This window comes from Allomuricauda sp. MMSF_3307 (genome assembly GCF_030733585.1).
Taxonomy (GTDB): domain Bacteria; phylum Bacteroidota; class Bacteroidia; order Flavobacteriales; family Flavobacteriaceae; genus Flagellimonas.
Map to the genome: position 1 here is coordinate 388,186 of NZ_JASHIQ010000004.1, position 12,910 is coordinate 401,095.

The following is a 12,910-nucleotide window of genomic DNA, read 5'->3' on the forward strand; positions in this document are numbered from 1 at the left end:
ATTGACTGACCATAAAAAATTACAAATGAAAACCGCTTGGATCAAAACTTGCTTTCTGTCGCTTTTTGGAGTGGTGTTGCTGAATTCTTGTACCAACCCAGATACCAAAATCGACACCCTTAGAGTCGCTTACATGGAGCATCCCATGGCCGTTGAAGATACCAACCCACTGTTTGGGTGGAAAATGGTATCGGACAAGGTGGGACAAAAACAGGTGGCCTATCAAATTATAGTGCGCAAGGACCAAGATGGTTATGTGGTTTGGGACAGTGGCAAAGTCCTGAGTGGAATTTCCAATAATATTTCTTATCAAGGCGATGACTTAAAAGCTGAAACTGCCTATACATGGGAGTTGACAGTTTGGGATGTCGAAAATCGGCAATATAAAAAAGAAGGCCACTTTGAAACGGGTATCATGAATCCGGATAGAGCAGCTTGGCAAGGAGCGCAGTTTATCGGCACCAATAATCTAACACTTGATGCGGCGTCCGCTTTGTTGTTTGATTTGGAAACGGAATTCCAAATTTTAGAAGGTAACACTGCCTCATTAATCCTAGGGGCCAATGATTTTCGGTTGAATGACAAGTTTCAGAACATCAACAATGCCGAGGGGGAAAACTACTTGAGGTTACAATTGGATATTGCTGGGGTTGGAGGTGAGCAGGGTGCCAAGTTGAATATCTATCGTGTAGGATTTACCAAAGAGGACTCTGCAACGACCCCCTACATGGTTATTTCCAAGGCGAATTACCCCAATACCAACATCAACAAATTGATTACCGCTTCGAATAAATTGGATTCCCATCAACTAAAAATAGCGGTCAGTGCCAGCACAATCACTCTGTATATTGATGGAGAAAAATTGCTTTTGGAATTGGATGACCCCGATAACCCCATCCCCCCTCAATTTAGAAATACAGGTTTTACGGTAACTGGTGGGGGCGGAGGTAATTTCTTGACCTATCCCCATATCAATTCAATAGGATTTGCAGCGGAACCCGGAAGCAAAGTGGTTTATAGAAATTATAAACTGTTGAATTCAGGACACAGCGACCCTAACAATAATGAAGTATTTGGAGCCAAAACCGGTCCGGGCTATGGTATTTTTAAAGAATTTGAGGGAGTTGCGGTACAGGAAGGTGATAGGATAGTGGTGTCTAACATATCTGATGAAACTCGGGTTCAATATGCAGACCCTAGTCACGGGTCCGTGAGCATGCTACGAACAAATTTTGTGACCAAAGAAGGTTCCGAAGTGGTTAAAGCGAAATTGTACGCCACCTCCATGGGTTCCAATGAAATGTATATCAATGGGGAGCGAATTGGGGAAGATTGGTTTGCACCTGGGGCCACTCAGTTTCGGGAGACATTGGGATACTACGCCTATGATGTTACCTCCAGCATCAAATCCGGTGAAAATATCATGGGCGCCATCATTTTTCCTGGCTGGTACACGGGCTACATGACCTACACCCCCGGCAATTTTAACTTTTTTGGGGATACGGAAGCCCTTTTGGCTCGGCTAGTGATTACCTACACCGATGGAAGTAGCCAAAATGTGGTGACCGACCCTACCTCATGGAAACTGTTTCAAGATGGTCCTATTGAGTACGGTAGTTTTTTCCAAGGAGAGCGTTACAATGCGCAAAAGGAAACATTGACCTCTGTGGATGGAGATGTTAATGGATGGTCCACCACGTCTTATGACGATTCCCAATGGAAAGCTGCTGAGGTTGTTAAGCCAAGGGACTGGATCGATTTTGACATTGTTTCCCGTCATGACCGCCCCGTTCGGGTCGTTGAACGGATAAAGGCCCAAGAGGTTATGGAAACTCATAGCGAAGATGGCAGCACTTACACCTACAATATGGGTGTGAACATGGTCGGCGTACCCCACATCACCATTCCAGAAGGCTGGCTTAAAAAAGGGGATACGGTAATATTACGTTATGCCGAACAGTTGTATCCAGGCTTTGAAGGCGATGATGAGGAATATGTAGCGATGTATGGCTACAATGGTGGAAAAGGCATAGCGGGACGTATTTTGACGGAGAACTATCGTGCTGCCATGGCCACAGATTTTTATATAGCGAAAGATGCTGCTAAAACGATAATTCAACCAAGGACTACTTTTAGAGGATATCAGTATGTACAGGTTACCATTCCCCAGCATTCTGGACCTCTTCCTTTGGAAAATGTGACAGGACTGTCCTTGTCTTCAGATAACCTACCAACTGGAACTTACACAGCGGTTACCTTTGATGGAACCACAGGAGATTTGGCCAATCAACTCTTCAAAAACATTCAGCGCAGTCAATTGGGTAATTTTTTCACATTGCCCACGGATTGTCCACAACGGAACGAACGTATGGGTTGGACGGGAGATGCCCAAGCCTATACGAGAACAGGAACCTATAACTCCGATACCTATAACTTTTTTAGGCAATGGATGGTGGCTCTTCGCGATGACCAAGGGGTAGGAAGTGAAACGGAAGCTCCCGGGGGAATCGGCAGTACCGTTCCTACCTACAATATGAAGGATGATACCACTTTTGCCAATGGGACCACTTGGGCAGCTGCAGTATGTATGGTGCCATGGCAGTTGTACGTTCAATATGGGGACACCCAAATTATAGAGGAAAACATGGAAACCATGCGTTTATGGTTGGAGGGGATGGACTACTATGATTTTAGTGAGGAGTATCCGCACTTGTCTTCGAAGACGGATGGACTTGCCGATTGGTTGGCGATGGATAACAATACACCAGCCGAATTGGTGAACAATGCCATATACATTTACATGATGGAAGTTACGGCCATTATGGCTGATGCCATTGGAGAAACGGAATATGCCAAAGTGTTGCGTAATCGTCATGCAATGGCCAAAGAAGAATGGAACAGGCTATTTGTAGACCCAGAATCAGGAAGGACACGCAACTTGGAAGGACTTATTGTGCATTCCCAAAGCTCTTATGCCACACCGTTGAACTTTAATGTGTTTAACGATGCAAATCAAGCCAAGGCTGAATCACATTTGGCAGAATTGGTTCAAAAACCTTCCAATAGCAATACCACGGCAGATGGGAGTAGGGTGGTTTATCCGGAAAGAACGGGACCATTGGGAGGTTTTGGGATTAACTCGGAGCAGGTTACTGAGGACTTTTTACCCTATACCATAACCACTGGATTCTCTGGTACGCCAAACATACTTCCTTCCCTAAGCAAGGGAGGAAAAATTGAAGAGGCCTACCGTTTGTTTTCAAGTACCGATTACACCTCATGGCTGTATCCGGTAACCAAAGGAGCAACCTCCATTTGGGAACGTTGGAACGGATATAAGGCCGCATTTAAAAAGAATAACGATAACCGTATGAATTCCTTTAATCATTTTGCCCTAGGTGCGGTTGGACAATGGATGTATGAATACCAATTGGGCATCACAACGGACCATGAGCAAGGTCAGGCAGGGTACAAACAGTTTGTTTTACAGCCCCAAGCTTTTGGGAATTTCAAATCGTTGGAAGGGAGCTACGAATCCAATTATGGTACTATCAAAAGTCATTGGCAGATGAACAATGATGACCAAATGATCACATACAATGCAACCGTGCCGGCCAATACTACGGCCACCTTATATTTGCCCATGGTCTTGGATAATGATGAATACCCATCTATTGAAGGTGCAAATTATAGGGGCAAAACCATTAGAAATGGCGTATCTGTACTAAAATATGAGCTGGATTCAGGTACATATTCGTTTAGCCTATCGGAAGGTAAGCTAATGGTAGTTTCAAATTGATCTTGAATTCCAAAGAAGGTTATTGAACATAGATTATGAAGGCCAAAAGCATTAAAATAATTAGGTAAACAAGAATTGCTTGAGCCCTTTTGGACAGAAGCAATAACGTTTAAAACCAGTTGAAATCACTTTCCTTAAGCCTCTGTAAAAACAAGGGCTTTTTTGTTTCTATCAAGATATTCAACCACACCATCGAGGATTAAATTTTAAACCTGTAACTTGTAAATGAATGCGTAATCAATTTATAGGGTCCTTGTTTTTCCAACACCAGTATTGATCAGAAACAACACTTGATCTCTCCCATACGCGATTGCAGCCATACTTTAAATGTGAAACATGAAAAAGCTACTTCTTGTCATTTTGCTTCTTATAGCCATTGCGATGATTTTTATCTCCGTAAATGCCCGTATTCTTCCACCGGGCCTAACGGGTTTAGGATTTATACTGATTGCAATCATGCTCTACAAGAAACCGTAGCCACGGGCTTAGAAACAAAGTATAATATCCACCAGTTGTACCACAGCACAAAGAAAAAACCACTCTCCAAGATAATTTGACCATTAAACAACGACCAATATCCAAAGAAAGCAACATGTAATCTTCCCTAAACAAAAGCAAACAGTTGAAGGAAGCAATAAAAGAACGAATTATGGACCGTAAACAGATTACCACTTTTGATGCAATCGTCATTGGTTCTGGGCAAGCAGGGACCCCTTTGGCTTTTAAATTGGCATCGGAAGGTCAAAAAGTGGCGTTCATCGAAAAAGAACATTTCGGAGGCACCTGTGTCAATAATGGCTGTACACCCACCAAAGCCTACGTGGCCAGTGCCCGACGTATGTGGGAGGCACAGCATGGAGACGAGCTTGGGATTGAAATTCCACCGGGAACCAAAGCAAACCTTCGCGCCATAAAAGCTCGAAAGGACAAATTGGTTCAAAATTCGGTGAATGGCATTGCCAAAGGGGTGGAGAATCATGAAAATATCAGTTTTTTTAAAGGAGAGGCACGTTTTGAAGGCGATAAGATTGTGGAAGTAAACCATACATTATTGACCGCCGAGGAAATTTATATCAATGTTGGTGGCAGCCCATTTATTCCTGATGGCTATGAGGACATCCCGTATCTCACCAATCAAAGTATATTGGAGTTGGAAGAATTGCCTGAGCACCTTTTGATTATCGGTGGAAGCTATATCGGCTTGGAATTTGGCCAAATGTTTTCGCGATTGGGTTCAAAGGTCACCATTATTGAACGGGGTAAGACCATTATTGGAAGGGAGGACGAGGAAACCAGTCAAACCATTCAACGAATGATGGAAGAGGAGGGGGTGGATTTCAGGCTCGGGGCAACTTGTCTGTCCGCCAAGAAAAATGGACAAGGTGGAATTACTGCACAAATCAATTGCTCCAAGGAGGGTCGATTGGAAATAGATGGTAGTCATCTTTTGTTGGCCGTTGGTAGACGCCCCAATACCGCAAACCTGCAGCTTGAAAAGACCGGTGTAAAAATAGATGATAAAGGATTCGTAGGGGTGAACGATTACTTGGAAACCAATGTGAAAGGCATTTTTGCCTTGGGCGATTGCAACGGCAAAGGAGCATTTACGCACACCGCTTACAATGACTACGAGATTCTTGCTGAGAATAAATTTGATGGCAAAAACAGAAAGGTATCCGATAGAATCACAACCTACGGACTTTATGTTGACCCACCTTTGGGCAGGGTCGGCATCACCAAAAAGGAGGCCCAAGAAAAGGGAATGGATGTGCTCATAGGACATCGACCCATGAAAAAAGTTGCCCGTGCCAGGGAAAAAGGAGAAACCAAAGGTTATATGAGCGTGGTGGTCGATGCAAAGACCAAAAAAATATTGGGAGCCACGGTACTTGGTGTGGGCGGGGATGAGATTATCAGTGGCTTTATCAATATGATGTATGCGGATAAAAGTTATGAGGTGATACGCGACTCCGTACAACCCCATCCTACCGTTTCCGAGCTTATTCCCACCATGTTGGAATCATTGACTAAATTGTAGAAAAATATGAAAGCTATTTGGAACAATCAGATTGTGGCCGAAAGTGCCAACACAATCATAATCGAAAACAACCATTATTTTCCACCGGAAAGCATCAATCCAACGTATTTTAAGGACAGCGATACCACTAGCACTTGCCATTGGAAAGGCACCGCCAATTACAAGACGATCGTGGTGGATGGAGTTGCCAACGAGGACGCCGCTTGGTATTATGCAAATCCCTCTGCCTTGGCGAAGGGGATTGCCGGCTATTATGCTTTTTGGAAGGGAGTAAAGATTGAAAGTTAATGAAGTTAAAAGACCAGTTTTTAAAGACCAGAAAAGAAACCGAAACGATATGCAGCCCGCTTCAAACCGAAGATTATGTGGTACAGCCCATGGAAAATGTGTCACCACCAAAATGGCATTTGGCCCATACTACATGGTTTTTTGAGCAGTTTGTCTTGGTGAAACACGACAATAATTACAAGGTATTCCATCCCGATTTTGCCTACTTGTTCAACAGCTATTACAACAATATGGGCAAAAGAACGCAACGGCAAGACCGTGGGTTCATGACCCGGCCTAGTGTTTCCAAGGTTTACGAATATCGGGAATATGTTACCAACGCTATCGAGATCATCTTGAAGGACCAGCCCAGTAATGAAGTACTCGACCTAGTTGAAATAGGGATACATCACGAACAACAGCACCAGGAACTTTTGGCCTATGATATCAAATATATCTTGGGAACACAGCCCACATTTCCCAGCATCGGAGCTTTTTTTGGATGGGAAGTTGAGCGCCAAAAACAGGAATGGATTTCTTTTCAAGAAGGTTTGTATGAAATCGGCCATACAGAGGACGGATTTTGTTTTGATAACGAACTGCCCTCGCACAAGGCCTATCTACAAGATTTCCAAATCAGCAATAGGTTGGTGACCAATGGTGAATTTTTGGAGTTTATGGAAGATGGTGGTTACACCAATTTCAATCTATGGCACGATGAAGGATGGCATTTTATCCAAAACAATGGCATTGCACACCCCCTATATTGGCATTACCATGACGGCGTATGGCAACAGTATCACTTTAATGGGCTGGAAAAGCTAAATCCAGATGTACCGGTATCCCATATTTCCATGTACGAAGCCTATGCCTTTGCCAATTGGAAAGGAATGCGATTGCCCACAGAATTTGAATGGGAAGTGGCCGCCGATAAATTGGCTTGGGGTCAACTATGGGAATGGACGCACTCTGCCTATTTGCCATATCCTGGTTTTACCCAGGCCGAGGGAGCTCTAGGGGAATACAACGGAAAGTTTATGCTCAACCAAATGGTGTTGAGGGGCGCTTCGGTAGCTACGTCCCAAGGCCACGGAAGAAATACGTACCGTAATTTTTTTCATGCCTCCAGTAGATGGATTTTTTCAGGGATTCGATTGGTAAAAAAGTAAAATTGCATGGAAGAATTTTTTGAACACGTAAAAGAAGGACTGAGCAAATCCCCAAAGGAAATTTCGTCCCGATACTTTTATGATGCCAAGGGCGATGCACTGTACCAAGGTATCATGAAGTTGGATGAATACTATCTTCCCCGTTGCGAAATGCAGATCATAGACGACAAAAGCCATCAGATTGCCCAAGATATTGCTGCGCAACATTCGTCTTTGCAAGTTGTGGAACTAGGGGCGGGCGATGGCTCAAAAACCAAGCATTTGCTCAAACAGTTCCGACCCTATTTCAGCGATTTGGAATATGTTGCCATGGATATCTCCGAAAATGTGTTGGATATCAACCAAACGGAGATCAGAAATGAAATTGAATCCATTGACTACAATGGTATCGCCGGTAACTATTTTGAAACCTATCAATCCCTCACCGAAACATCCAACGGAAGATTGGTCCTGTTTTTGGGAGCGAATATCGGCAATTATACCACGGAGGAGGTAATCGACTTTTTCAAGTTTGTACAGTCTGGATTGGATAGGAACGACTATTTTTTGGTCGCTTTCGACCTTGTAAAAGACCCCAGAAAAATCCTTGCGGCTTACGATGATAGTCAAGGAATCACCAAACAGTTCAATCTGAATTTGTTGGAACGGATGAATCGGGAACTGGGTGCGAACTTTGATACCCGACATTTTGATCATTTTCCGTTTTATGATCCTTTGACGGGGATAGCCTCCAGTCAGATTATCAGTATGAAAAAGCAGACTGTCGAGTTTTCCAATGGCTTTTCCGCATCCTTTGACCTATTTGAAGCTATCCACACGGAGATTTCCAAAAAGTTCTTTTGGAGCGATATTGAAGAAATAGCCGAGGAATCAAACATGCATATTGCACAGAATTATTTCAACACGAACAAGGGATATTCGTTTGTGCTGTTTCAGCCGGCTGGCTAGTATTTTATTATTTTTCAATTATTGCGCAACGCCTCGATGAGTTCTTCTTTATCCATATTGGACCGCCCCTCAATGCCTACATCTTTGGCTTGGTCATAAAGTTCTTCCTTTGTCCATTCCTCATAAGGACTTGCTTTTCCTCCCTTTTTTCCAGCGTCAGGAGTATTGGCAATTCTGGCGGATTTTTCTTTGCTGTACCCTTGTTCGCGAAGGGCTTCGTATTGTTCTTCGTTTTGTATGCGTGAATTTGGCATCATTACATATTTTAGTGAAACGTAAAGTCTTTCCTTACTCTATAGGAATATGCCCAAGTGCGCGGAATTAATTTGCCTCATTTGAGATTTTTATTGCCTTTGCAGATTATTTGGAGTTTGTCCAAAACTTGTCCCTACGAACGAATCACGTTAACATTAAGACGTAATGGGCTAAGTTGTACTTATCTAAGGCTATATCTTAAAAGCTTTTAAAGGATGTTTTGGCATGACAGAAGTATTTACGAATGATTGGTCCCAAGTGATGGATTTTGCCCTAAAAGTGGGCATTGCAACCATTTCTGGGCTGTTGATAGGGTTGGAAAGGGAATTTAAAGGCAAGGAAGCCGGTTTAAAAACAAATACCTTGGTCGCCATAGGTGCAGCAGTATTTGTATTGATTTCCATGCGGTTTTATGGTGAGGAATATACGGATATCACTAGGGTATTGAGCCAAATTGTTACCGGAATCGGCTTTTTGGGCGCAGGCGTTATTCTGCAAAATGAAAAAGAAGAGCGCGTAAAAGGCCTGACCACGGCAGCCACGCTTTGGTGCAGCGCTGGAGCTGGTTGTCTGGCGGCCATGGCTATGTGGCTGGAATTGGCCATACTTACGGTATTGGTGGTTATCGTAAACATTGCTTTTGGATATATCGACGATAGATTGTCAAAAAACAGTACTCAGTGACGATGAGGTCGCCCAGCTATAAAACCTATTTTGGGATGGACTTAAGTGCTTGAAATTGAACAAAACAGACCTTAAAAAAATTTGTAAGAAAAATATTTCATTTTTGAATACGATTACAATGAAATTCACGTTCTGGGATGTATGGGATGATCTTTTGAAAAAGACATGGATTTGACTATTTTAAGTAAAATTTGAATTATGAAGATGGCTGATGTAGAGCACAATAGAATAGAATACAAGCGTATTAAGAAATTAAGTGAGTTTGACCTTGATTATGGCAACCTCCACGAAGAATTCAAGGGTTTGGTGGAACTGGCAGCCCATGTGGCGGGCACCGAAATTTCCCTGATCAATTTGATTGACCAGCACTCACAATGGAGTGTATCCCGGCATAATCTGGATGTATTTCAGATGGATCTGGAATACTCCATTTGCCAACATACCATTCAGTCCGACCATATTATGGAAATACCGCACCTTGGGCGCGATGAGCGTTTTAGCGACAGGCCTTTTGTAAAGGCTGATGACGGGTTCCGCTACTACTTGGGCATTCCGTTAAAGGTGAAGACCGGGGAGAATATCGGGGCACTATGTGTGATGGACTATCAGGAAAAAAGTGTTTCAGAGGAAAAGAAAAAGTTGTTACGGCTCATTGCAAATGAGATTGTGGAGAAACTGGAGAACAAGTTAAATAGGGATGAACTCCAGGAAGCATTGGATAAAGCAACGGTACAGCGCAATCAATTGGCCCACGATGTACGAGGTCCTATTGGAGGCATTCTCGGTTTAGCTACGAGCACTGAAAATGTACCTTTGGACGAAGAAGAATTCATGCAGTATATGCAAATGATCAAAGCATCTGCTGCCAAGTTACTGGAGTTGACCGACGATATTCTGGAAAGGCAGAAGGCCCAACAACAGGAAAACTACTTTAACCTATCTGGTTTTAAGCGGCATCTGGAGGGGCTTTACGAACTTCCAGCCCGTAATAAGGAAATCCGACTGGACATTGTTATCAACCAAAAAGAAGACCATCAAAAGTTTCCAAGAAGAAAACTGCTGCCCATAGTGGGCAACCTCATCGCGAACGCCATCAAATTTACCCCTTCGCAAGGAACTATCGGTGTGGACCTCGATATTTCGGGTAAAGACGGAAAGAGGGCCTTAATGATCACGGTTAGCGACAACGGCAAGGGAATCCCAAAGGAACGCTTGGAAAATATTAAAAAATTAGCTTGGTTCGAGGACCATGGCACCGACTACGAAAAAGGGTATGGCCTAGGGCTTCAACTCGTAACTGAAATGGTCGAGGATATCCATGGAACACTGCATATCGATTCCGAAGAAGGGAAGGGTACAAGTGTACGTATTGTGATACCTTTAAAGGGTTAAAAAGTATATCCCTTTTTTTATGGTACTAAAAAGAATCCTTCCTTTTGTTCTGGGTTCCCTAGTGGTTTCTTCCTGTGGAAAACGAAGTAGAACACACGTGATCACCGATTTTTCGCAACCGGTTTTTGATACCTTGGTTCCTTACGAAAAGCCCCTTAAGCCCTATGGTGTTGCTCTTTTTAAAGTGCAAGGTTCTGTAAATGATACCATAGCCATTCGCTTTTTAGGGTTGGATAGAAAATATATGGGCTCTTTTTCAGATAATATTAAAATGGAGTATTATGGTATGATTCCGGTAGTCTTTGAGTTTGATCCATTCCAGGCTAACGAGGGTGAGGTGAGGGTAGAATACTCCATTGAATAAATAGTCTTCATGCTCAGCAAATCCCTAATGTCTGACTGAGACGATAAATTCATTTAAAAATTGAATACAAATAAAAGGCTGCCATTTTAGGCAGCCTTTCTCTTTTGGTAAACTATATAGTTTACATTTTCAACCGCATAAAAAGCTCGTGGGTATTATTATCCAGTCCATCAATCGGATTTTGGATAGAGGTCTCATAGGCATAGCCCAAATTGAACCCATTGCTGATATTGAACAGGAACAGTCCGCTGATGCTCTCATCGTGCCTATAACTGGCCCCAAACTCAAAGCGCTCCCCAAAGTCCAGGATTCCGGTTACTTCCACAGAGATGGGAGATGCATCCACATAGCGGAACATGCCCATGGTCTTAAGGTCCAATGTCCTTCCTAGCAAGAAGGTGTATCCACCGCTCAAGTAGGCGTGCATGCGGTCCACACCCAAGAAAGCGTTCCCATCCCGTTCTTGCAAACGGTCCGGGGTCAACAGCTTTGGAGCAGAAAGGGAAGCAAAATACCTATCGTGTTTCAAATAGACCCCGGCTCCCACATTGGGCGTAAAGCGGCTTTCGTAATCCATTAATGCCCCATCCTGACCAACGCCGTAAGTGATAAGGCCTTGGGTATTGGCATCGTAGGAGTTCGCGCTTCCCTTGATTCCGAAATAAAGGGTGTGCTCTTCATCCAACTGGACATTATAGGACACATCAATGGCCACCCAAGTCTGTTGTTCTATAAAAGTCCTGTCGTTTAGGATGGAGGCACCGAGTCCCACATTTTTCCCGACCGGCATCCCGAAAATAGCGCTCTGGCTCTCCGGTGCCCCTTCGATGCCTGCCCATTGGCTACGGATGCCCAAAGCGAATTCCGCAGCCTCTGAACTTCCTACGAAGGCCGGGTTGTAAATGTTCATATTGTAACGGTAAAAGGTATAGTTGGGGTCCTGTTGGGCATTTGCCGTAGCACAAACCACGAGGAACAGGGCCAGTAATCGTATGTTATTGAAAAGTTTCATTGTTGTAGTATGGTTTTTTGTTGGTATTAATAGTTGATGAATATCCAGCCTTGCAATGGTGCACTGCCATCGCCCAGGTCTATGATGTATAAATATGAACCTGCAGGAAGCTTTTCGTTTCTACTTTTATAAAAACCTTCCCAATCGTTACGATAGGATTTTGTGGCGAACACTTCGTGTCCCCATCGGTTGTAAACCTTGACCACGTTGTTGGGATAGTTGTCTATCCCCGGGATGATCCAGGCATCATTGTTACCGTCGCCGTTGGGCGTAAAGGCCTGGGCAGGTACCAATAATGGTTCTTCGTCCGTTGGGAATGCGTCATCGAAATCGGAAACGCCGTCGTTGTCGTCATCTTCGTCCATGGTATCGGGGATACCATCACCATCGGTGTCCAAGGGTTTGCTGGACGCATCGGTTGGGTTGGTTCCTTCCATCAGTTCTACCTCATCAGAATATCCATCGCCGTCATCATCCGTATCGGCATTGTCGCCAATACCATCTCCATCGGTATCCACAGTTTCACTGGCATCCGTTGGGAAAGCATCTTCACTATCCGGGATTCCATCATTGTCATCATCGTTGTCCACATTGTCCCCTAGGCCGTCCCCATCGTTGTCCGAATCGGTTACGCCATCGTTATCATCGTCGTTATCTGCATTGTCGCCAACACCATCGCCGTCCACATCGGAGGTTTCGTTGGAATCATTTGGGAAGGCGTCCTCAGTGTCTGGTACACCATCATTGTCCGCATCATCGTCGGCGTTGTCGCCTGTTCCGTCACCATCGGTATCGGTATCTTCGGAAGCATCTTTTGGGAAAGCATCCTCTGAATCCGGAGTACCGTCGTTGTCATCATCGTCATCGGCATTGTCGCCTGTTCCGTCACCATCGGTATCGGTATCCTCGAAAGCATCCTTCGGGAAGGCATCCTCTGAATCTGGAGTGCCGTCGTTGTCATCATCGTCATCGGTATTGTCGC

At 44.0% G+C, this 12,910-nt stretch carries 11 protein-coding genes; 8 read left to right on the plus strand and 3 right to left on the minus strand.

The window, feature by feature from the left end; genetic code table 11:
* The first annotated feature begins 25 nt into the window (after window positions 1-25).
* The 5 genes from RBB12_RS12455 (at window position 26) to RBB12_RS12475 (ending at window position 8,221) form a co-directional block, all read left to right on the plus strand.
* Window positions 26-3,799 carry a family 78 glycoside hydrolase catalytic domain gene (locus RBB12_RS12455; protein WP_306014310.1) on the plus strand — a complete coding sequence of 1,258 codons (3,774 nt, stop codon included), beginning with the start codon at window positions 26-28 and terminating at the stop codon, window positions 3,797-3,799.
* A 622-nt stretch (window positions 3,800-4,421) separates the two neighbouring features.
* Entirely contained in the window at window positions 4,422-5,837 is a 1,416-nt protein-coding gene (locus RBB12_RS12460; protein WP_306030235.1) for an FAD-containing oxidoreductase, read from the plus strand.
* A gap of 6 nt (window positions 5,838-5,843) precedes the next feature.
* Window positions 5,844-6,125, plus strand: a complete 282-nt coding sequence (locus RBB12_RS12465) for a DUF427 domain-containing protein (protein ID WP_179384743.1) — start codon at window positions 5,844-5,846, stop codon at window positions 6,123-6,125.
* A complete protein-coding gene (gene egtB / locus RBB12_RS12470; RefSeq protein WP_306014312.1) occupies window positions 6,125-7,273 on the plus strand; it encodes an ergothioneine biosynthesis protein EgtB in 1,149 nt (382 codons plus the stop codon). Before RBB12_RS12465 ends, egtB begins: the two co-directional genes overlap by 1 nt.
* 6 nt (window positions 7,274-7,279) lie before the next feature.
* Complete coding sequence (locus tag RBB12_RS12475) at window positions 7,280-8,221, plus strand: L-histidine N(alpha)-methyltransferase (protein WP_306014313.1); 942 nt, start codon at window positions 7,280-7,282, stop codon at window positions 8,219-8,221.
* 14 nt (window positions 8,222-8,235) lie between these two features.
* On the opposite strand, the gene RBB12_RS12480 is transcribed toward RBB12_RS12475, so the two are convergent.
* Entirely contained in the window at window positions 8,236-8,475 is a 240-nt protein-coding gene (locus tag RBB12_RS12480) for a Rho termination factor N-terminal domain-containing protein (protein ID WP_306014314.1), read from the minus strand.
* Between the two features lie 226 nt (window positions 8,476-8,701).
* On the opposite strand from RBB12_RS12480, the gene RBB12_RS12485 reads away from it, so the two are divergent.
* The 3 genes from RBB12_RS12485 (at window position 8,702) to RBB12_RS12495 (ending at window position 10,916) form a co-directional block, all read left to right on the plus strand.
* On the plus strand, window positions 8,702-9,160 hold the full coding sequence (locus RBB12_RS12485) for an MgtC/SapB family protein (protein WP_306014315.1): 459 nt from the start codon (window positions 8,702-8,704) through the stop codon (window positions 9,158-9,160).
* 198 nt (window positions 9,161-9,358) lie between these two features.
* Window positions 9,359-10,552 (plus strand): GAF domain-containing sensor histidine kinase, encoded by a 1,194-nt coding sequence (locus RBB12_RS12490; RefSeq protein ID WP_306014316.1) that lies wholly within the window; start codon window positions 9,359-9,361, stop codon window positions 10,550-10,552.
* Window positions 10,553-10,571: 19 nt separating this feature from the next.
* Window positions 10,572-10,916, plus strand: a complete 345-nt coding sequence (locus tag RBB12_RS12495) for a hypothetical protein (RefSeq protein ID WP_306014317.1) — start codon at window positions 10,572-10,574, stop codon at window positions 10,914-10,916.
* Window positions 10,917-11,037: 121 nt separating this feature from the next.
* On the opposite strand, the gene RBB12_RS12500 is transcribed toward RBB12_RS12495, so the two are convergent.
* Window positions 11,038-11,928 carry a type IX secretion system membrane protein PorP/SprF gene (locus RBB12_RS12500; protein ID WP_306014318.1) on the minus strand — a complete coding sequence of 297 codons (891 nt, stop codon included), beginning with the start codon at window positions 11,926-11,928 and terminating at the stop codon, window positions 11,038-11,040.
* A gap of 26 nt (window positions 11,929-11,954) precedes the next feature.
* A partial coding sequence (locus RBB12_RS12505) for a gliding motility-associated C-terminal domain-containing protein (RefSeq protein WP_306031024.1) occupies window positions 11,955-12,910 on the minus strand: 956 nt, incomplete at its 5' end.

Excerpts from the sequence above, each read along its gene's own strand:
- RBB12_RS12455 (WP_306014310.1), top strand. The coding sequence starts at position 26 with ATGAAAACCGCTTGGATCAAAACTTGCTTTCTGTCGCTTTTTGGAGTG.
- RBB12_RS12465 (WP_179384743.1), top strand. The coding sequence starts at position 5,844 with ATGAAAGCTATTTGGAACAATCAGATTGTGGCCGAAAGTGCCAACACA.
- egtB (WP_306014312.1), top strand. The coding sequence starts at position 6,125 with ATGAAGTTAAAAGACCAGTTTTTAAAGACCAGAAAAGAAACCGAAACG.
- RBB12_RS12475 (WP_306014313.1), top strand. The coding sequence starts at position 7,280 with ATGGAAGAATTTTTTGAACACGTAAAAGAAGGACTGAGCAAATCCCCA.
- RBB12_RS12480 (WP_306014314.1), bottom strand. The coding sequence starts at position 8,475 with ATGCCAAATTCACGCATACAAAACGAAGAACAATACGAAGCCCTTCGC.
- RBB12_RS12485 (WP_306014315.1), top strand. The coding sequence starts at position 8,702 with ATGACAGAAGTATTTACGAATGATTGGTCCCAAGTGATGGATTTTGCC.
- RBB12_RS12490 (WP_306014316.1), top strand. The coding sequence starts at position 9,359 with ATGAAGATGGCTGATGTAGAGCACAATAGAATAGAATACAAGCGTATT.
- RBB12_RS12495 (WP_306014317.1), top strand. The coding sequence starts at position 10,572 with ATGGTACTAAAAAGAATCCTTCCTTTTGTTCTGGGTTCCCTAGTGGTT.
- RBB12_RS12500 (WP_306014318.1), bottom strand. The coding sequence starts at position 11,928 with ATGAAACTTTTCAATAACATACGATTACTGGCCCTGTTCCTCGTGGTT.